The sequence below is a fragment of the Saprospira grandis DSM 2844 genome (genome assembly GCF_000275825.1).
Taxonomy (GTDB): domain Bacteria; phylum Bacteroidota; class Bacteroidia; order Chitinophagales; family Saprospiraceae; genus Saprospira; species Saprospira grandis_A.
Map to the genome: position 1 here is coordinate 1,643,813 of NZ_JH719942.1, position 19,279 is coordinate 1,663,091.

At 47.7% G+C, this 19,279-nt stretch carries 15 protein-coding genes; 4 read left to right on the top strand and 11 right to left on the bottom strand.

The genetic code is table 11. The features are described 5' to 3' along the window. Together prfA and SAPGRDRAFT_RS07495 are read right to left on the bottom strand one after the other, a co-directional pair. Complete coding sequence (prfA, locus tag SAPGRDRAFT_RS07485) at positions 1 to 1,083, bottom strand: peptide chain release factor 1 (protein WP_002658436.1); 1,083 nt, start codon at positions 1,081 to 1,083, stop codon at positions 1 to 3. A 227-nt stretch (positions 1,084 to 1,310) separates the two neighbouring features. After that, complete coding sequence (locus SAPGRDRAFT_RS07495; protein WP_002658437.1) at positions 1,311 to 2,141, bottom strand: purine-nucleoside phosphorylase; 831 nt, start codon at positions 2,139 to 2,141, stop codon at positions 1,311 to 1,313. A 322-nt stretch (positions 2,142 to 2,463) separates the two neighbouring features. Here SAPGRDRAFT_RS07495 and SAPGRDRAFT_RS07500 point away from each other — a divergent pair, with 322 nt between their 5' ends. The 4 genes from SAPGRDRAFT_RS07500 to trpS all read left to right on the top strand — a co-directional run bounded on the left by SAPGRDRAFT_RS07500 (position 2,464) and on the right by trpS (position 6,039). Continuing rightward, the gene (locus SAPGRDRAFT_RS07500) at positions 2,464 to 2,925 is read left to right on the top strand and encodes a T9SS type A sorting domain-containing protein (protein ID WP_015692607.1); all 462 of its coding nucleotides are present in this window, start codon (positions 2,464 to 2,466) and stop codon (positions 2,923 to 2,925) included. A gap of 164 nt (positions 2,926 to 3,089) precedes the next feature. Further along, positions 3,090 to 3,701, top strand: coding sequence for a redoxin domain-containing protein (locus SAPGRDRAFT_RS07505; RefSeq protein ID WP_002658439.1), 612 nt, complete (start codon positions 3,090 to 3,092; stop codon positions 3,699 to 3,701). Positions 3,702 to 3,709: 8 nt separating this feature from the next. Beyond that, the gene (locus SAPGRDRAFT_RS07510) at positions 3,710 to 4,612 is read left to right on the top strand and encodes a flavin reductase family protein (RefSeq protein WP_002658440.1); all 903 of its coding nucleotides are present in this window, start codon (positions 3,710 to 3,712) and stop codon (positions 4,610 to 4,612) included. Between the two features lie 410 nt (positions 4,613 to 5,022). Beyond that, the gene (trpS, locus tag SAPGRDRAFT_RS07520) at positions 5,023 to 6,039 is read left to right on the top strand and encodes a tryptophan--tRNA ligase (protein WP_002658442.1); all 1,017 of its coding nucleotides are present in this window, start codon (positions 5,023 to 5,025) and stop codon (positions 6,037 to 6,039) included. A gap of 44 nt (positions 6,040 to 6,083) precedes the next feature. On the opposite strand, the gene SAPGRDRAFT_RS07525 is transcribed toward trpS, so the two are convergent. The 9 genes from SAPGRDRAFT_RS07525 to SAPGRDRAFT_RS07570 all read right to left on the bottom strand — a co-directional run bounded on the left by SAPGRDRAFT_RS07525 (position 6,084) and on the right by SAPGRDRAFT_RS07570 (position 19,078). After that, a complete protein-coding gene (locus SAPGRDRAFT_RS07525; protein WP_037349942.1) occupies positions 6,084 to 7,499 on the bottom strand; it encodes an ankyrin repeat domain-containing protein in 1,416 nt (471 codons plus the stop codon). A 1,135-nt stretch (positions 7,500 to 8,634) separates the two neighbouring features. Beyond that, the gene (locus SAPGRDRAFT_RS07530; protein WP_002658445.1) at positions 8,635 to 9,408 is read right to left on the bottom strand and encodes a succinate dehydrogenase/fumarate reductase iron-sulfur subunit; all 774 of its coding nucleotides are present in this window, start codon (positions 9,406 to 9,408) and stop codon (positions 8,635 to 8,637) included. A gap of 39 nt (positions 9,409 to 9,447) precedes the next feature. Beyond that, the gene (locus SAPGRDRAFT_RS07535) at positions 9,448 to 11,451 is read right to left on the bottom strand and encodes a fumarate reductase/succinate dehydrogenase flavoprotein subunit (protein ID WP_002658447.1); all 2,004 of its coding nucleotides are present in this window, start codon (positions 11,449 to 11,451) and stop codon (positions 9,448 to 9,450) included. 105 nt (positions 11,452 to 11,556) lie between these two features. After that, positions 11,557 to 12,231, bottom strand: coding sequence for a succinate dehydrogenase cytochrome b subunit (locus SAPGRDRAFT_RS07540; RefSeq protein WP_002658450.1), 675 nt, complete (start codon positions 12,229 to 12,231; stop codon positions 11,557 to 11,559). 348 nt (positions 12,232 to 12,579) lie between these two features. Next, positions 12,580 to 13,998: a hypothetical protein gene (locus SAPGRDRAFT_RS07545; protein WP_002658452.1), complete on the bottom strand. Its 1,419-nt coding sequence runs from the start codon at positions 13,996 to 13,998 to the stop codon at positions 12,580 to 12,582. Between the two features lie 283 nt (positions 13,999 to 14,281). After that, entirely contained in the window at positions 14,282 to 16,051 is a 1,770-nt protein-coding gene (locus tag SAPGRDRAFT_RS07555) for a MutS-related protein (RefSeq protein ID WP_002658454.1), read from the bottom strand. A 148-nt stretch (positions 16,052 to 16,199) separates the two neighbouring features. After that, positions 16,200 to 16,775 (bottom strand): hypothetical protein, encoded by a 576-nt coding sequence (locus SAPGRDRAFT_RS07560; protein ID WP_002658456.1) that lies wholly within the window; start codon positions 16,773 to 16,775, stop codon positions 16,200 to 16,202. Positions 16,776 to 16,884: 109 nt separating this feature from the next. Beyond that, positions 16,885 to 17,547 carry a hypothetical protein gene (locus tag SAPGRDRAFT_RS07565; RefSeq protein ID WP_253271288.1) on the bottom strand — a complete coding sequence of 221 codons (663 nt, stop codon included), beginning with the start codon at positions 17,545 to 17,547 and terminating at the stop codon, positions 16,885 to 16,887. After that, positions 17,531 to 19,078, bottom strand: coding sequence for a hydroxymethylglutaryl-CoA reductase (locus SAPGRDRAFT_RS07570; RefSeq protein WP_002658458.1), 1,548 nt, complete (start codon positions 19,076 to 19,078; stop codon positions 17,531 to 17,533). Before SAPGRDRAFT_RS07570 ends, SAPGRDRAFT_RS07565 begins: the two co-directional genes overlap by 17 nt. Positions 19,079 to 19,279: the final 201 nt, after the last annotated feature.

The following is a 19,279-nucleotide window of genomic DNA, read 5'->3' on the forward strand; positions in this document are numbered from 1 at the left end:
TTATACTTCTTCGCTGGCTTTTAGTTTCTCGGCATTATAGGTAGTTTGGATAGCCTCAATGAACTCATCAATGGCTCCATTCATCATATCGCCTAGGTTGTAGCGGGTAAAGTTGATGCGGTGGTCCGTCACTCGGTTTTGAGGATAGTTGTAGGTCCGAATTTTTGAAGAGCGATCACTAGAGACCACCAAGCTATTTCGCAAATCGGTAATGCTATCTTGCTGCTCTTGCTGCTGCAATTCAAACAAACGAGCATAGAGTTTTTGTAAGGCAATCTCTCGGTTGCGGTGCTGCGAACGTCCTTCCTGGCATTCTACCACTACCCCGGTCGGTTTGTGCGTAACCCGCACGGCAGATTCCGTTTTGTTTACGTGCTGCCCCCCTGCCCCACTGGCCCGGAAAGTATCCCAGCTCAAGTCGGCAGTATTGATCTGAATATCTTCGGTCTCAAAAATAGGCATAATGGCCACAGTAGCCGTAGAGGTGTGCACCCGCCCCTGAGATTCCGTTTTTGGCACTCGCTGAACTCGGTGTGTGCCCGACTCATATTTGAGCAGACCATAAACCCCATCGCCAGTTACTTCCATAAATACTTTAGAGTAACCGCCAGAACCACTAGCCGTTTCCGAGATCAACTCCCGCTTCCAACCCATTTTATCAATGTAGCGCTCATACATCCGAAGCAAATCGCCCGCAAAAATAGCCGCTTCATCTCCACCCGCTCCCGAGCGGATTTCAATCGTGACGTTTTTCTCATCTTCAGGGTCTTTGGGAATCAACATATGCTTGATGTCCTCTTCCAATGGCCCCTGCCGCTCCAAAAGCTCGTCCATCTCCATTTTGGCCATTTCCTTAAATTCGGCCTCATCAGAGTGGTCCAAAATTTCTTTGCACTCGGCCAAGCCATCCAATATGGCTTTGTACTCCTCATGCGCTTTTACCAAAGGCTCCAAACCCTTATATTCTTTATTGACCTTCATAAATTTCTTCATATCAGAAGAAATACTGGGGTCCGAAAGCTGCTCTTGCAGGTACTCAAATTTGTCCTTAATCGCAGACAGCTTGCTCAATAAGCTATTCATAGTGTTTTGCGTCGCAAAATGAACTCATCTAGGCTGAGTTCTATGTTAAATAATATTCTAATTGTTTTTTGGGGCCTCCGCAGCAAAGCTGCGGCGCTACGCTTTGGGGCTCGCAGGTCTGCTCGGCCCTTCGCCAGCAAGCTGGCTCGGTCTGGCCTAACGGCCACCCCGCCGCATCGCTAGGCCATACAAAGGCGGCCCCTGGCCGCCCAGCTAGGGCCAAAGCCCTACAGCATCTCCTCCTCCAATAAGGTTTTGACCAAAGCAGAAAGTTTGGGCGAAGCTTTTTCTACAACCCCCAAAACATCTTCTAAACTGGTCTCTTCAATAGCCTCCAAAGGCCAACATTTATTCGAGACAATAGAAGTCACCAAAACAGGCAACTCCGCATGCTTGGCCACAATGACCTCGGGCACCGTAGACATCCCAATGACATCCGCACCCAAAATATGCGCCATCCGATACTCTGCTGGCGTTTCTAAATTTGGACCCTGTAGGGCCAAATAGACCCCCTGATGAATGGACAACCCCATGGCCTTGGCCCTAGCTTCTACCCGATCATTTAATGCATGATCATAGGCCTCTTTCATATCTGGAAAACGAGGCCCCAAACGATCGTCGTTCTTTCCCCGCAACGGATGGTCAGGAATAAAATTGATATGATCTCGGACCAAAATAATGTCGCCCGCATTCATCAACCCATTCACACTGCCCACCGCAGAAGAAATCAACAAACGCTCTACCCCCAAAGCCTTAAATATACGTACCGGAAAAGTAGCCTCCTTGGTCGAATAACCCTCATAGTAATGAAAACGCCCCGACATAGCCACCACCGGCTGCCCCGCCAAATACCCAAAGATCAAACAACCCGCATGCCCCTCTACCGTAGATACCGGAAAATGCGGTATCTCTGCATAAGGAATACGATGAACTTCCTCAATTTCTTCCGCCAAAGGACCTAAACCCGTACCTAAAATTAAACCATAACGAACCTTAAAGGTCTCAGTTCTGTTATCTAAGTACTGATGGCAAACCGCAATTTGTTGTTCTAAACTCATCTAGCAAAAACTTAAAAGTATGCTAATCATCAGGAAATCAATAAATTGAACACCCAAATAATTTTCAAGAAAATGTTATATTTCAAATCCTAAAATTTTGAACTCTAAGGACTTGTACTTATTTTTGTTAGGGCAAGACCAAAGATAAGCAATTTTTTCTGTCTTCGGTGGTTTGCCGCTTTTCCCAAAAAGAAAAGTCCTTTATAAAAGTGACTACCTCAACCCCAGTACGTCTCTATCTAAAAAGCACTCAAAAGGAGTGTTTTCGCCTGCTATTTCTAATCTACTCTTTTTATCTACACTACTCTTAACATTGATCGATATGAAAATTCTATCTTTCGTCCTAGCGCTTGTTCTTGGCTTCAATGCCAGCAACGCTTTCGCTGCCAACCCTAACCATGAAGACAAGATGGTTGCTGTTATTCTCCTTATGGACAATGGCGATGACCGTGAAGTTGTAGCTACAATTTATACTAGCCTTATGTCTGCCGAAAAAGTAGCCAAGGTCCTAGATATCGAAATGGTAGCCTCTGATGATCCCGTTCAAGATGATGTCTATGTTTTCTCTCTAAAATCTCAAGAGCAGAAAGAATTGACCATGAAAATGTTTGACGAAGAGGGCTATGAACTAGCTGCTCACCGTGTTATGGAAGTAACTGAAGGTAGCAACTACCGCGCACTCAACGTAGAAACACTAGAGGACGGTACCTATATGTTCCAAATTACTGACGAATCTGGCGCTGAACTTAACCGTAAGGTGACGATCCAGCGTGAAGAAAAATAAGCGAGACCGCTAATGAGCATCCGCAAATGAAAGGCAAGCCAGATGGCTTGCCTTTTTTTGTGCTTTCTTAAAACTATTTTATCATTTCCTTGAGAACCTCGGCTAATAAAAGAACGTACTTTAAGCCAAATTTTATTTCTCCCCCTCCCCAAAACAATTTACCTATGCGTAGCTTACTCTTATTTTTGGGCCTTCTCATTGGCCAGTTTAATTTGGCCCAAGCCCAAACAGAACGCCTACAGCAAGGCGAAAAAGCCCCCAAAACTACCTTTGAAGCCATAGACGGCAAAAACTATAAGCTCAAAGAGCTGCTGAAGGAAAATGATAAGGTCCTTATCACTTTTTTAAGACCAGTCTGGTGCCCCGTCTGCAACCTGAGAACCCATGAGCTCAAAGATAATTATGAGGCCCTCAAAGCTCAAGGCTATGCCGTTATTGTGGTTTATCCTAGCCCCCTAGACCGCCTCAAGGCCCTAGCCGAAGATGCAGAACTCCCCTTTATTGCCGTAGCCGATCCCGACGAAGAACTTTTTGAAGCCTATAAAATTGAAAAGTCTGCGGGAAAAGTCCGAAATTCCATTTTTAGCAAAAAGGTCCGCAAGGCAGCCAAAAATGGGAAGAAAGCCTATGATGGAGAAAAATACCCCAAAAAAGGCGACCGCCCCGGCCCTATTATCCCTGCCGATTTTGTTATTCAAGATAACCAAGAACTAGAACAAGTGCATTACGGCAAAAATATCGCCGACCATATTACTATCGAATCGCTCTTAAAATAAATTGACTCATGTCAAAAATGCGTAGCATCAACCCTCAAGACCTAGAAATTAAAGACCTGCATCAGTTTATGGTGGGGGCCATTGCCCCTCGTCCCATTGCTTTTGTTTCTACCATTGATGAAAATGGGCTGGCCAATATTGCGCCCTATAGCTTTTTCAATGCCTTTTCCTCTAATCCGCCCATGATGGTCTTCTCTTCTAACCGAACGGTTAGAGGAAATACCACCAAAGATACCTTACACAATATTCAGGCAAATCAAGAGGTAGTCATCAATGTGGTCACCTACGATATGGTCCAACAAATGACCCTAGCCAGCATTTCTTATCCGGCCCATATTGATGAATTTGCCAAAGCGGGCTTTACGCCCCTAGCCGCAGAAACCGTGGCGCCCTTCCGCATTGCCGAATCTCCCGTGCAGTTTGAGTGCAAAGTGGAGCAAATTGTTAGCTTGGGAGAGCATGGCGGAGCCGGCAACCTCATGTTCTGCAAAGTGCAGCGCTTCCATATTGATGAGGCCGTTATTGATGAACGCAACCGCATTGACCCTCACAAACTCGATTTGGTGGGCCGCCTTGGCCGAGCCTATTATGTGCGCGCCAGCGGAGATGCCCTTTTCTCTATCTATCAGAACCCTTCTGATTTGGCCCTAGGCTTTGACCAACTGCCAGCGCACATCCGCCAGAGCAATACCCTTAAGGGGAGTGAAATTGCTTGCATGGCTGGCCTAATGGCCCTACCCACTCCTCAAGAAATAGAACAATTGGTCCAAAAAGATGATAATTTGGCCAATTTGCTCGAGCTAGCCCCCGCAGGCTCTTCAGCCCGCTTTGAGATGCAAGAACGCTATGCCCGTACCCTCATCCAACAAGGAGAATACGCCAATGCCCTGGCCTGCTTGATGATTGAATAAGCTCCTTTAATGGGTCCATATTTTTTAGTTCGCTCTACCTCAAAGGTAGAGCGTTTTTTTGGTCCATTTTGCGGTGGACAGGCGGCGGAGCCGCCGCAGGCTGAGGGATAGAAAGCAGTGGCCGAAGGCCAGACCCAGCCGCCTTTGGCGGCGCAGGGCCGAGCGACCCGACCAACGGGAGCCGACGCAGCGAAGCAAGTAACAGCGAGCTGCGACAACCAGCCCCAAAGGGGCGCCAGTTCGATGACCAACGGGAATACATAGCCCGACCCGAGCGAAGCGAGGGGCAGCCCCAAAAATTAACAGCAGACAAAAAAGCAGCAAGCAAAGGCCCCAAAAGCCAAAAGATTTTTAACTTTGATTCTTTACTATAACCATGTGGGCCCTTGGGTCCAAGAACTTTTAAGAAGATGAAAAAACGCGTTCTCTCAGCCATTCAACCTACCGGAGACCTTCATTTGGGCAACTACTTTGGGGCGGTCCAAAATTGGGTGCGCCTACAAGAAAACTACGACTGCACCTTTGGCGTGGTGGATTATCATGCTATGACCATGCCCTATAAAACCAAAAAACTGCGGGAGAATAGCTGGAACATGATTTTTAATCTTCTGGCCCTAGGCGTAAAGCCAGAGTATCTCTTTTTGCAATCTTTGGTGCCCGAACATGCCGAGCTTTGCTGGATTTTGAGCTGCTTTTGCTCTTATGGCGAACTGAGCCGCATGACGCAGTTTAAGGACAAAAGCCAACAGGTGAAAGAGGGCCAAAAAGATAGCTTTATCTCGGCGGCTTTGTTTAGCTACCCCGTTTTGCAAGCAGCTGATATCCTAATTTATCGGGCCGATTATGTGCCGGTGGGCAAGGATCAAGAGCAGCATCTAGAACTTACTCGCAATATTGCTACTCGCTTTAATCAGGCGGTGGGCAAGGAGTTTTTTGAGCTACCCGAGCCCCTATTTACGGAGTCGCCTAAGATTCGCTCTTTGGCCGACCCCAACCGCAAAATGAGCAAAAGCCTAGGCGAAAAACACTATATCAGTGTTTTTGAGGAGGAAGCTCGCCTCTTTAAGAAGGTGGGTTCTGCCGTAACCGATACGGGGGCAGAACAGGCCCAAGGCATCATGAGCCCTGGGGTAGACAACCTCTTTACTTTGATTAAGGCCGCTGGACATCTCACTGAGCATGAGCAATTATTGGCCGTTTATCAGGACCCCAATCAACAACTTTCTTATAAGGACCTCAAGGAGGCCGCAAAAACGGCTTTGGGCCAATTGATTGGCGGCTTTAAGGAAAAACGAGCCGAGGTTTTGAGCAATAAAAAAGAGTATAAGAAACAAATTAAGGCCAGCTCCGAAGAGATTCGGAAACGAGCCCAGGAGTGCATCAAGGAGGTCAAGGATTTGGCTGGCTTAGGCAATGTTCGCTTCTAAATGTAATAGCCAAAAAGGGCGACCGTTTCTCGGTCGCCCTTTTTTTATGGTCTAGCGGGATAGCGTTTTCGCTGCAATTGCAAAAAGCGGCTAAGGGGCTTTTTGTGCCAGTCTAGGGCCTGCTTAGAGCGGCTGCGTTGCCAGCCTTGCGGGTCTAGCAAAATCAATTCGGGGGCCCGCCAATCCCATGCCTTAATACTATGAAGCTGAGGATCATGAGCGGCTAAAAAAGGCAGATTCTCGGCCTTCATAAAATCTTCTAAGGAATAGGGTTTGGGGTCTAGAGAAATGACTAAAATCCGCCAATTTTTCTGTTTTTCCTGTAATTTATGCAGAGAAATAAGCTGCTCTTTACAGCTTTTGCACCAGCTGGCCCAGGGCACAATCAGCAGCCATTCGCCTTGCAGTTGTTGCAGACTAATAAAGCCTCCGCTCAGGCTGCGCCATTGCATATTTTTCAGGGGTTCTTCGCTCAGTTCAATTTGCTGAAAGATGGGGTCTTTGAGCAGAGCCAAAAAACGGCGATCTTCGGCCTGTAGCTGCCCATTTTTCAAGAGTTTCTGCCAGCTAGAGGAGCTATTTTCGACTAGGGCCAAAAGGACGGCATCGGGCCGTAGTCCTTGGCGGTAGAGCCACTGAAAAGCAAAGAGATTTTGGGCCAAAAAGGCCTGTTCTAATAAGGGGGGCGCTCCTGCTGTAGGGACCAATTTGGCCCCTTTTTGCTTGAGCAGGGGCAGGAGTTCGTTGGCTTCTTTTTGTATGGCCAATTCTAAGGGGCTACAAGCGCCCGGACAATTGGGGCGTTTGGCCTTGGCGGGCGCTTGTTTGCGCAACCATTTTTTGGCCCAGTCTGTTTCGCCCTGCGCAATGGCCTCGGCCAAGATGCCCGGCTGTCGATAATCGGCCCCATAAGAGAGCAATAGGCTAATGAGCTCTTCTCGCTTGGCGGCGGGGGCCTGCAGGGCATAAAATAAGGGAGTATAATGCTTGGGGCCGGCATTGACCAAAGCGCCTCTTTGCAGTAAAAAATCGGCCACCTCAACGCTTCCGTAGGCGGCGGCTACATGTAGGGGCCGGCTCCCCTTTTGGCTCAATGGTCCAGCAGATCGCCAACCTTCCATCAAAGGGGCCCAAAGGCTAGCCCCATTATCTTGCAACAGCCGCACCACCTCAACTTGCCCCATGGCGCAGGCGGCCATCATGGGGGTCCAATAAAAACAATCCTCGGCATAGCGGCTATAAGTGTAGCGACTATCCAACTGCGCCCCCTGCCCCAAAGCCGCCTCTATCTGCTCTAGGTCTTGCTCAAATATGGCGGCAAAAAGGAGTTCTTCGGGGCTTTCAAAGCTCTGGGCGGCACCTAGGTAGCTCAAGAAAATAAAAATAAGGGAGTAGAGTACAGTGGCTTTCATTAGGTCTTTATTAACAAGACGTTTTTTTTCCTCAAATAGTTGTTTCAATTATGTCTTTTGCAAGGATTTGGGGCCTCCCGCCTTCGGCGGGCGCTACGCTTCAGGGCTCGCAGGTCTGCTCGGCCCTGCGGCCTGACGGCCTTGGTCTGCGGCTTCGCCGCCCCCTTTCGCATCGCTAGGCCGAATGGCCTTCGGCCATAGCTGCAGGTTAAAACCCGCAGCCAGATTAGGATCCATCTAGCTAGCTCTTTATCGCCCCTTGGCCTGCAGCTTAAAAGCCGCAGGACCTGAAAAATCTAAGTCCCTGCCTTCTATCCAAGAAGCAGGGGCTTTTAAGCTCCTGCGGCGAGAAAGATGATCGCCCAACCGGATTGGCTGCGGCCTTTAGGCGGCAGATAGAGGGACTTTAGCCCCAATTGTTAGGAAGCTGTTAAAAGTAAAAATAAGGCAACAAAATGAAAAAGGGCAAAAGTTAGGTCTGGCTGCTAGCTGGCTAGGTCTGGTTGCTAGCTGAGTAGGTCTGGTTGCTAGCTGGCTAGGTCTGGTTGCTAGCTGGGTAGGGACTGTTCCGGATTTTGTGTATTAGAATAAAATTTGGGCCTTTAGCTTGTTGGGATTTGGCCAATAGTCGCCCAGGGACAAGCCCCTAGGCTAATCCAATGGAGTCAGCCCTGACAAGGGCCTCAACTGTTGATATACAAGGGCTTGTTCTGGCCGCTCATCTGTCTTTTTTCTTTGGCCGTTTGGGTAGTTTTGGGCCCATGGGCTGAAGCCCATGGTTGTGGGGCTATGCAAACTAGCGGGCTAAAGCCCTTGTTTGCGGCTAGGGTTTGGGCTCATTTTCTTGTTTAGTGAATAGCCTTAGAAGTAGAAAAGCGAACAAGGACTTTAGTCCGTCAGTTCGATCAGTCAATAACCCTGGGCTTCAGCCCAGGGCTATACCCATTGACAGAGATCAAAGGCCGAAGAAGAAACTTAGGCTGAAAAAAGACAGCTGAGCGGCCTAGCGATGCGGCGGGGTGGCCGTCAGGCCAGACCTAGGCGGTGCAGCCGCCGCAGGGCCGAGCGAACAGCGAGCCCCAAAGCGTAGCGCCGACGAGCGTAGCGAGGCGGAGGCCCCAAAAAAAAGGTCAGCACCTAAAGAGGCACTGACCAGTATAAATTGGGGGTCAGAGGAAGCGGTTTATTTAGCAGCTTGGCGGTTAGAGCCAAAGACAGCGGCAATATACTCGCGGTTCATCTGAGCGATATTCTCGATAGAGATTTCCTTGGGGCATTCGGCCTCGCAGGCGCCAATATTAGAGCAAAGGCCAAAGCCCTCGCCATCCATTTGGCTGACCATATTGAGTACACGTTGTTGGGCCTCTACATGACCTTGCGGCATAGTGGCCAAATGCGTTACTTTGGCCGAGGTAAAGAGCATAGCCGAGGCATTGGGGCAGGCGGCCACACAGGCGCCACAGCCAATACAAGCGGCGGCATTAAAGCCCTTGGCGGCTACTTCTTGTTCGATAGGAATAGCGTTACCGTCGGGAGTACCCCCAGTATTTACAGAAACGTAGCCACCAGATTGGATAATGCGATCGAAGGCAGAGCGGTCTACCACAAGGTCCTTCACTACGGGGAAAGCCTTAGCGCGGTAGGGTTCGATCCAGATCGTATCGCCATCATCGAAGTGGCGCATATGCAATTGGCAGGTAGTGGTCCCTTGCATAGGGCCATGTGGGCGGCCATTGATTACGAGGCTACAAGCTCCGCAGATCCCCTCGCGGCAATCGTGTTCAAAAGCGACGGGGTCTTTCTTTTGGGAGTTGAGTTGTTCGTTGAGGACGTCCAACATTTCGAGGAAAGACATATGGGTATTGGCAGTTACCTGATAGCTTTCGAACTTACCGGCTTGGCCTGCACTTTTTTGTCTCCAGACGTTGAGCGTCAGTCTAATTTCGTCATGAGCCATAATATATGGAGTTTAAATAGTCAATAGATGTGAAAAGAATTACTTGTAGCTACGGGTTTTGAGTTCTACATTTTCGAAGGTGAGTTCTTCTTTGTGGAGTTCGGCTTGGCCGGGGCCTTTAAACTCCCAGGCGGCTACATAAGCATATTCTTTATCATTACGTTGGGCTTCTCCTTCTGAAGTAGCGTATTCATCGCGGAAGTGGCCACCGCAAGATTCTTTACGATCTAGGGCGTCCATGATCATTACCTCGGCGAGTTCGAAGAAATCGGCTACGCGGAGCGCTTTTTCGAGTTCGGGGTTATATTCGTTGGCAGCGCCGGGGACGAACACATTTTTCCAGAACTCATCGCGGAGTTTGCGGACCTTTTGCTGGGCGGTTTTGAGGCCATCGGCATTACGGGCCATACCGCAGTACTCCCACATAATATCTACGCCTAGTTCGCGGTGGAAAGACTCTACAGAGCGGTTTCCTTGGATGCTGAGTAATTTCTCGATGCGATCCTTCACTTCATTTTCTGCTTGATCGAAAGCAGCTTGTTCGGGGCTAATTCTTGGCGTACGGATTTCGTCGGCCAAGAAAGTACCGATAGTGTAAGGGATAACGAAGTAGCCATCGGCTAGACCTTGCATCAGGGCAGAGGCACCGAGGCGGTTAGCGCCATGATCAGAGAAATTACATTCGCCTAGGGCGAAGAGGCCGGGGATGGTTGTTTCTAGGTTATAATCTACCCAAAGTCCGCCCATAGTATAGTGGATAGCGGGATAGATCCGCATGGGGGTTTCGTAGGGATTTTCGCCAGTAATCTTCTCGTACATTTCGAAGAGGTTACCATATTTTGCAGAAACCACTTCTTTACCCCATTGGCGGATCTTTGCTTCAGAGGCATCGGGCTGGCCTTTAGAGATGGCTACAGATCGGCCATAGCGCATAGTATTTGTTGCGAAATCTAGGTAAACAGAGAGGCCAGTTGGTCCAACTCCGCGTCCTTCATCACAGACATATTTAGCGGCTCTAGAGGCTACATCACGGGGCACCAAGTTACCGAAAGCGGGATAGATGCGTTCTAGGTAATAGTCGCGATCTTCTTCGGCTACATTTTCGGGTTTAACTTCTCCTTTTCGGAGTTTTTCGACCATAGCCATTTCCTTGGGCACCCATACCCGTCCGTCATTACGGAGAGATTCTGACATCAGTGTTAGTTTAGACTGATAATCGCCAGAAACGGGAATACAGGTGGGGTGAATTTGGCAATAGCAAGGGTTGGCAAAATAGGCACCACGGCGGTGGGCTCTCCAGGCGGCAGAGACATTACATCCCATAGCGTTAGTAGAGAGATAATAGACATTACCGTATCCGCCGGTACCGAGCACAACGGCATGAGCGGCATAGCGTTCAATTTTACCATTGAGGAGGTTACGGGCGATGATTCCTCGGGCTTTACCGTCTACGACCACTAGATCGAGCATTTCGTGGCGGTTATACATGCTCACGTTACCCAAAGAGATTTGGCGAGAGAGGGCACTATAGGCGCCCAACAAAAGTTGTTGGCCAGTTTGGCCACGGGCGTAGAAAGTACGAGAGACCTGTACTCCACCAAAAGAGCGGGTAGAGAGTTCTCCACCATATTCGCGGGCGAAGGGCACCCCTTGGGCCACACATTGGTCAATAATATCGGTAGAGGCTTCGGCTAGGCGGTGCACATTGGCTTCTCTAGAGCGGTAGTCACCTCCTTTGATTGTATCATAGAAAAGGCGGTAAACGCTATCGCCATCATTTCGGTAATTTTTGGCGGCATTGATTCCACCTTGGGCGGCGATAGAGTGAGCGCGGCGGGGGCTATCATGAAAAGTAAAACAAGAAACATTATAGCCTAACTCTCCTAGGGTTGCTGCAGCAGAGGCACCTGCTAGGCCGGTACCGACAACGATAACATCTAGTCGACGTTTGTTGTTGGGGGCTACTAGCGGCATAGTTGAGCGATATTTAACCCATTTTTCGGCTAAGGGACCAGGAGGTACTTTAGAATCTAACTTTCTCATAAGAGTATGATTATTTTTTTAAAGTCGAGTTTGAATACTGTTGGCAGAGCCAAACATTTTGCTGCTAATAAACTAACAGCTAGCTACTTAGATAGTTTGCGTTATCTAGAGCATTTCCTTAATGTAGAAGAAGATTGGCATAGTTGCGAATCCGAGAGGGACCAAGATGGCAAAGGCTAGTCCGATAGCTTTCACAACAGAAGTATACTTTTTGTGGTTGAGTCCCAGGGTTTGGAAAGCAGACTGAAAGCCGTGTAAAAGGTGAGCAGAGAGGGCGAACAAGCCCAACAGGTAAACAATCACTACCCATTCTTGCTGAAAGGCGAGAGAGACCTCATAGTATAGGTCGCCTTCACGAGTAAGGCCAGTAAACTTAGCTTTGAGCCAGAACTGCGCCATATGCAACAGCAAGAAAGCGAGGATAAGCACGCCCAACCACATCATATTGCGAGAAGCTGCGCTAGCTTCTGTTTTGGCTTTTTCGCTACCCTTATAGCGGCTGCTTCCTCCGGCAGAATTGCGGTTAGAGGCCCAAATAGCGATACCTTGTACAGCATGCAGAAAAATGAAGAAATAGAGGCCCAAAGAAACCGTCTTAATGAGGGGGTTGTGGGCCATAAACTCGGCATATTCGTTAAAGCTATGACCGTCGGCATCGGCAAACAGAGCCAGGTTACCAATCATATGCACCAGCAAAAAGGTGCATAAAAAGAGACCGGTAAGACTCATGATGAGCTTTTTGCCCAAAGATGAAGTAAGAAATTTGACTACCCAATTCATGTGTCAAGATTTTGGTTCGATAATGTGTTTTCGTTCTCAGAAGAAGATATTTCTCCCAATTTTGTCTGTTTTTTGCTACAAACAAAGCGGCCGAAAAATATTAAATTTTGTCCTCTTTATTCCCTTTTTTGTAAAGATAGTTACAGAAAGTGCGGGCAAAAGGCTTATCTTCTGAGCCATATTTATATCTAAACTACTATATCAAAACCCAAGAGCCCGCTTTTTGCTTAATTAAAGGGCTAGTTGCTTCTTATTTAGAATAGTTTTAGATTTCTAATTCTTGGTCTTAAGGGGAGGCTCAGGGCAAGCAAAAGGCCCCGCAGATATCTGCGGGGCCTTTTGTTTTGCTTATTTTTTGGCCAATTGTTGAAGCAGCCAGTCTTTTTCGGTTAGGGGTTGGCGGTTAAGGATATCAGTTTTCAGTTTATTTTTTTCTGCTATTTTGGGGTAAGGGGGTAATTGGAGGAGGCGGCGGCAGAAGTAGAGAATATTTTTATAGTTTTCTCGGTGATAGCCAAGTTGGTCTTTGCGTTGCAAATAGATTTTCATGCTATTGATTTGGGCTTCGAGGGCTTCTAGTTCGCCTAATTCGTAGTACATTTTGAGCAAGAGCAGGCGGCTGCTCAGATTCATAAAAATATCGCCAAACTCAATTTCTTGCAGGGCGAGCATAGCGGCTTCATATTGGCCCAAATAATAATAGTATTCGCCTTGGGCATAGTGTAAATAAGCGGCTCGGTGCTTGGGGTCTAAATACTGCGGATACTGCTCAATAAACTCCTTGGCCCAGCTAAACTCTTTGCTTTTGAGGGCGGCCTTGACCATATTCTTAAAGCTGCTTGTTGGCAGGCGGCCATTTTGGATGAGGATACCTTCTTGCAGGCCCGACTTATAGAAATAGAGTAATTCTTTGAGGTAGTGTTTTTGTCCAGAATTAGATCGGCGGATACAGTAATTGATGGCCAATAGATAGAGGTCTTGGAGTTCGGCTTTGGGGAGTGTATTTTGGGCGGGGCCAAGCAGGGCCATTTTAAAGGCTTGGAAACTGGCTTCGGGATAAGGCGGGAGTAAACTTTGGTAGCAATAAAAATAAAGGGAAAGGGGACTATCTTGGGCCAAAAGCTGAGGATTTTGCTGCACATATTGTTCGAGTAGTTCGACCAGGCTGCGGTTGTACTCTACCTTATAAACGGCTTCATGGGCCAGCATTAAGCAAGCTTGTTTGAAGCGTTCGGCCAGAAAGTAAATATCAAAGCTTTGGCTGAGTTTGAAAAGGTTCTTGGCTTGGTGTCTGGGTTCTGTAGTAGATTGTTCGTAGCGTTGGTACTCTAAGTAATAGCCATATCTGTAGTAATTGCTATCTCGGAGTAGAGACTCTTCTCTTAGGGCTTCGGCCTTTCGCCAGCTTTGTTTAAAATGCTTATCGAGGCCCAATTCTAGGTAGCTGCGGTTCAGTTTGATTTGTGACTCTAGGGGTTCTTGCTCGATGCGTTCGACCAACAAAAAGCGTTCGATGAGTTGGAGGAGCATAGACATTAGGTGGTCCATTTTGGCCACCTTATAGGGGCCTTCAAAAAGGGTGGCATAGACCGTTTCTTTGCGCAATGATTGGCGGTCTGTTTGGGCTGCATGATTTTGTATATAATCATAGAGGGCCAAAACATCTTCTCTTTGGTTGTGGTAGGGAGAAGACAAAAAGCGGCTTAGGCGCTGCTGTTGAGCCTTCTCTAAAGAGCGATATAAGGCAAATAATTTACTCTTGTACATAGGTCCCTTTTCTTAGATGGATGAAGAGGAGGGTTATTTTGGCGCATTGCAGAGGAGCGAAGCGACTGGCCACAACAAGGCTGAAAGCCGCAGTTCGACGACCAAAGGGAGTAACCGATGTGCAGCAGTGGCCGAAGGCCAGACCAAGGCCGTCAGGCCGCAGGGCCGAGCAGACCTGCGAGCTGCGAAACGACAACAAGGCCTTTAGGCCGCAGTTCGACGACCAAAGGGAGTAACCGCCGCAGCTTTGCTGCGGAGGCCCCAAACCTATAGATACAACAGCCTACAAATATTTCCGCATCAGGAAGCTAGCTGATTGATTTTGGCAAATGCCCGTTCTTAGTTTATAGTCAAAAAAGAGTTCTTGTTCACGGATTTCGACTTCAAAGCAGGCATTGAGCAAATAGTTGGGATAATTGGCTTGTAGGGCACAGACCTCGAGGTCGTGTGTGGCCAGGGCGCCGATGGCCTTATACTCCACTAGTTTTCGGAGCACGCCCAGGGTACCATTTCGTTTATCGTCGGAATTTGTGCCGCGCAGAATTTCGTCGAGGAGAACAAAATGGGGGGCGTTTTCTAGGGCTTCTAGGATGGTTTGCAGGCGTTTGACCTCGGCAAAAAAGTAGGAGGCATTTTCGCTGAGGGAGTCATTGACCCGCATCGAGAGGTAGAGCGGCAGAGCTTGTAATTGGGCAGTTTTTGCGGCCAGCACCGAGCCCATGCGGGCCATGACCATAGCGAGGCCCATAGCGCGGAGGAAAGTACTTTTGCCCGACATATTGGAGCCGGTAAGGATGATCAATTTTTGTTGGCGGAGATCGAGGTCATTGCCCACTGCCTGTTCTGGGGGAAGCAGTGGGTGTTTAAGATCTTCAAAATAGAAATCGGGTGTATTTTGCAGTTCTGGAAACTGGTAATCGGGGCGATTATAGGCCAGATTGGCCAAGGAATTCAGGCTTTCGACTTCGCCTAGCAGCAGCAGCCATTCGTTGAGTTCTTTGGCGTATTTTTTCCGCCAGTTGTAGAGTTGGGCCAAAAGGTGGAGATGATAGGCGCCGATGCCGTTAAAGACGAGGGCGCCGACCAGGTTGCTAATACTATCGAGTCCAGCCAGCAGGCGGCCCAATTGGCTGAGTGCTTGGGCGGCTTCTGGGCCATTTTTGCGCAAATTGGCCTGCATCTTTTGGAGCAGCGGCGACTGCCAGTTTTTCTTCTCGAACAATTGGAGGAGGATGCCGTATTGGCGGAGTGTAGGCCGCAGGCGGTCTAGTTGTAGGCTTTCGGCTTGAATAGCTTTAAGCTGGCGTTGGACCAGAATAATATTGAGTATAAAGAAGGCTTCGGTCAAGCGTTCCCAAAGCAAACTAAAAGTAAATAGATAGGCGATAGCGGAAAGCAAAAGGCCGATCGGAAAAAGGAAGCGGAGAACATTTGCTAAAGGATGAACTGAAGAGGCCTCTCTTTGGGTCCAGCGCAAGAAATCGGGATAGAGGCTTTGGCTACCTTTGGGCGCTAGGCGGGCTTGGGCCAAAAACTCTTGCCGCCAATCGAGTTCGGCTTTAAGCTCTTCTATAGCGGCATGGCGGGCCAAAATATCGGCCTGTTCTAGGCCCTCTAACAAATCTTTTTGGAGTGCGGCTTGGCCCATAGGGGTGGCCGTACGGTTGAGCAATTGGTAGAGCGAATTAGGGCCAAAGAGATCGAGGTCATGAGAATAGGGATGATCTTGAGGGGCCAGCGCTTGGCCATCTTCAAAGGGAAGTTCTCCATTTTGGGTATGGGCCAGCTCCTGCTCATTGATAATACAAAGTTCCTTGAGGCGGTCTCGTTTGCGTTTTACCTGATCGTGCAGGCGGAGCAGGCCAAAAAAGGCCAGCGTACTGCCCAGCAGCAAATAAGCCCAAAGACTTTCCTGATTATCGAGATAATAATAGCCCGCAATAATAAAGAGCCCCACCGTAATCAGGCGGGCAATACTCAGCAGATTGAACTGTTGTTGAGCCTGTTTGTGGGCAGTAGTAAATTGGTCGAGGCGTTGAGCGTAGATAGACATGTGGCTATATTTTTTATAGAGAGGCCCAAAATAAGGAGCTATAGGGAGAAGGCATAAAAAAGGCCCAGCTTAAAAAAGCTGGGCCTAAAACTTTGCTTAACCTCTTTAGGTCAGAAAGCTATAGCATTCATTGCCAGTTTTGTTTTACTTACAGTACAATTACTGTTTCGCAAGTATCTACAGTACTATCATTGTAGCTAATGGTATAGTTCAAAGTGATCTGGTTACTATTGATTGTTCCTGTACCGTTGAATACGCGGCCAGCAACATCCGTATCATTGATCAAAAGATCGTAGCTGCTAGTAGCTTCCATAGCGATAACATTGCTAGAACCAAATCCACCCAAGTTAGTAGTAGAAAGGTTTACTGAATCAGTTACCGTAATAACCATGTTGTAAGTCTGAGAGAAAGCGCCATTGTCACCATAAACCGTGTCAGTAGCAGGAGCGTTGGAGCCAGTAGCAAATTTAGTGGCCCAGGTCGTATTACAGTCTCCAGTTGCATCTTGCTCATAGCCATAAACACATTCACAGCTACCCGCATCACAAACTGCATTTACACCACAAGTAATTGTATCGCAAGGGTCTATTGCTACACAATCGCCTAGACTATCGAGTACAAAACCAGTGGGGCAAGTCACTTCTGGTTCTTCATCCTTAGTACAAGAAAAAAAGACTAAGGTCATCAATGTGAAAACAGCTAAAAGTTTTAGTTGAACGTTCATTATTGTTTTTTTATATTAGATAATATGAACAAAGGTAGCCTTATTCAACTAAATAAAAAAGGCCCAACTTAAAAAAGTTGGGCCTAAACATTTAGGAATTAAGTCCTAATTATTTTGTGATAACAGTTTCGCAAGTATCTACGGTGTTATCGCTATAAGTCACGGTGTAGTTCAAAGTGATCTCGCTACCGCTGATTGTACCTGTACCGTTGAATACGCGGCCAGTAACATCAGTATCGTTGATCAAAAGATCGTAGCTGCTAGTAACTTCCATATCTACAACATTGCTATTACCAAATCCACTCAAGTTAGTAGTAGAAAGGTTTACAGAATCTACTACAGAAACAGTCATGTTATAAAGCAAAGAAGAAGGTCCGTTGTCACCAAAAACAGTGTCAGCAGCAGGAGCGTTGGGGCCAGCAGCAAATTTAGCCGCCCAAGTAGTGTTACATAGGCCGTCAGCATCTTGCTCATAGCCATAAACACACTCGCAAACGCCTTCGTTACAGCTACCGAAGTCGCCGCAAACTACGTCTTTACAAGGATCGTCTTCAGTACAAGAAGTGGTGAAAGCAGCGAATAGAGCAGCGAACGAAAGAAATTTCACAAGATTTTTCATAGATGTGTGATTTTGTGTAAAATAAAAGCACTGCAAAATTACAGTTTTTACGGAAAGTAAATTGACAAAAGCGAAAAAAGATAAAATTTGCAGCAATTTTTTCTCTTTTGCTAACCTTCCTAGGCAAAAATGGTGCCTATCGGTTACGTCCATATTGTTCGTGGCTAGACACCCAATCGGAAGAGGAGATGGCCGAGGCCAAAGAAATTTCTCCAGCCAGCACAACTCCCGCAATGATTTCGGCTAGCTTATTGACCTTATCGCGCCCTACACAATCCAACATGCTCAAGCATTCGTTCTGCGTGGCTAGGCCTGTTCCGCCTCCAAAAGTGGCCACAATCAGTGAAGGGATGGTGATCGAGAAATAAAGGTCTTTTTCGGGCGTGAGCTCACAGTAGACCAAGCCCGCAGAAGATTCTGAAACATTGGCTACATCTTGGCCCGTAGCAATGAACATGGCCGTAATGGCATTGGCCGAGTGTAGACCGTTATTGTTGGCGCCCGACATAATAGAGCCAATATTAGACACCCCATAGTGATAGGCCAAACTTTCGGGCTCTACCCGCATATTTTGAATGAGTACATCTCGCTTGAGTACCACCTCGGCAGTTACTCGTTTTCCTCGAGTGCGCATGATGTTTACCTGAGAGGCTTTTTTATCGGTCGCAAAATTCGACTCCAAATAAAAGTGCTCTACTTTATGGTCCTTATAGGCGTCTAGAATCCAACTACAAGCCGCAAAAGTAGCTCTACCCACCATGTTTTGCCCCGCAGCATCTCCCGTAAAGAAGTTGAAGCGGAGATAGGCAAATTTATTGGCCAAATAGGGATCAATGTATTGCAAACGGGCCACACTAGAGGTCGCTTCGGCTTCTTCGGCAATTTTAGCAAAATTAACCTTTACCCAGTCTACAAAGTCACGTGCAGCACGAGCATCCTCAAAAACAAAAACAGGCGCTCTTTGCATCGAATCTCTCTGAACGGTGCATTTTACGCCCCCAGAAAGATTAACAACCTTAATACCTCGGTTGTAAGAGGCCACTAGGGTCCCTTCTGAAGTCGCCAAGGGAATCAAAAACTCGCCCTGGGCAAATTCTCCATTTACTTGCAAAGGCCCCGCAACCCCCAAAGGGATCTGAGCCGCCCCAATAAAGTGCTCGCAGTTTCCATTACAGCTATGTGGATCAAAAGAATATTGCCCAACATGATCCAACTTAGCCCCCGTATAATCCTCTACAAACTTTTGACGCTCCTTAATAATGGCATCGCCAAAGTCATCCGCTCGATCTCTAGGAATGCTCACCGTAGACTCCAATTTATCCGAAAGCCCATCTTCTACCACCAAGGTCAATTCGCCAAAAGGCTGAGCAGAAAAAATAATTTCTACCTCATATTTTCCATTGGGCAATTGGGGCATGGCACAATGTAACTGAAAACTGGCCTTTAGGGGCAGCTCTAAGGGCGCTGCTTCGGTCAAACTCACCGCAGACCGCTGACTGCCATCTTCTAGCAAAAGCGTAATTTCATCCGCCTGCAGCCGATGGTCTCCAATACGCACCGATTTGAGTTGGGTAATCTGCGTGTCGCTCAAACGATTTTTCATCATGAACTGCAAACCGCCCTCTACATTGGCAAGGCTATTAAAGTTGTACAGTTGCTTAAGGATAAGGCTTGGAACTAACATGGGTTATCATTTTATGAACTCACTCAAGATCAAATTCTTCAATAAATTCTATGGCTAAAAAGACTATTTTTTATTAGGCTAAGAACTTTTTTTGGGGCTGCCCACTCGCTTCGCTCGGGTCGGGCTCTGTCGTGGCTCGCAGGTCTGCTCGGCCCTGCGCAGGCTCCGCCTGCTGGGTCTGCGGCTGCGCCGCCCCACTTT

What these genes read in the sequence shown, in the direction of transcription:
- prfA (WP_002658436.1), bottom strand. Translation starts at nt 1,083, where the DNA reads ATGAATAGCTTATTGAGCAAGCTGTCTGCGATTAAGGACAAATTTGAG.
- SAPGRDRAFT_RS07495 (WP_002658437.1), bottom strand. Translation starts at nt 2,141, where the DNA reads ATGAGTTTAGAACAACAAATTGCGGTTTGCCATCAGTACTTAGATAAC.
- SAPGRDRAFT_RS07500 (WP_015692607.1), top strand. Translation starts at nt 2,464, where the DNA reads ATGAAAATTCTATCTTTCGTCCTAGCGCTTGTTCTTGGCTTCAATGCC.
- SAPGRDRAFT_RS07505 (WP_002658439.1), top strand. Translation starts at nt 3,090, where the DNA reads ATGCGTAGCTTACTCTTATTTTTGGGCCTTCTCATTGGCCAGTTTAAT.
- SAPGRDRAFT_RS07510 (WP_002658440.1), top strand. Translation starts at nt 3,710, where the DNA reads ATGTCAAAAATGCGTAGCATCAACCCTCAAGACCTAGAAATTAAAGAC.
- trpS (WP_002658442.1), top strand. Translation starts at nt 5,023, where the DNA reads ATGAAAAAACGCGTTCTCTCAGCCATTCAACCTACCGGAGACCTTCAT.
- SAPGRDRAFT_RS07530 (WP_002658445.1), bottom strand. Translation starts at nt 9,408, where the DNA reads ATGGCTCATGACGAAATTAGACTGACGCTCAACGTCTGGAGACAAAAA.
- SAPGRDRAFT_RS07535 (WP_002658447.1), bottom strand. Translation starts at nt 11,451, where the DNA reads ATGAGAAAGTTAGATTCTAAAGTACCTCCTGGTCCCTTAGCCGAAAAA.
- SAPGRDRAFT_RS07540 (WP_002658450.1), bottom strand. Translation starts at nt 12,231, where the DNA reads ATGAATTGGGTAGTCAAATTTCTTACTTCATCTTTGGGCAAAAAGCTC.
- SAPGRDRAFT_RS07545 (WP_002658452.1), bottom strand. Translation starts at nt 13,998, where the DNA reads ATGTACAAGAGTAAATTATTTGCCTTATATCGCTCTTTAGAGAAGGCT.
- SAPGRDRAFT_RS07555 (WP_002658454.1), bottom strand. Translation starts at nt 16,051, where the DNA reads ATGTCTATCTACGCTCAACGCCTCGACCAATTTACTACTGCCCACAAA.
- SAPGRDRAFT_RS07560 (WP_002658456.1), bottom strand. Translation starts at nt 16,775, where the DNA reads ATGAACGTTCAACTAAAACTTTTAGCTGTTTTCACATTGATGACCTTA.
- SAPGRDRAFT_RS07565 (WP_253271288.1), bottom strand. Translation starts at nt 17,547, where the DNA reads ATGGACGTAACCGATAGGCACCATTTTTGCCTAGGAAGGTTAGCAAAA.
- SAPGRDRAFT_RS07570 (WP_002658458.1), bottom strand. Translation starts at nt 19,078, where the DNA reads ATGTTAGTTCCAAGCCTTATCCTTAAGCAACTGTACAACTTTAATAGC.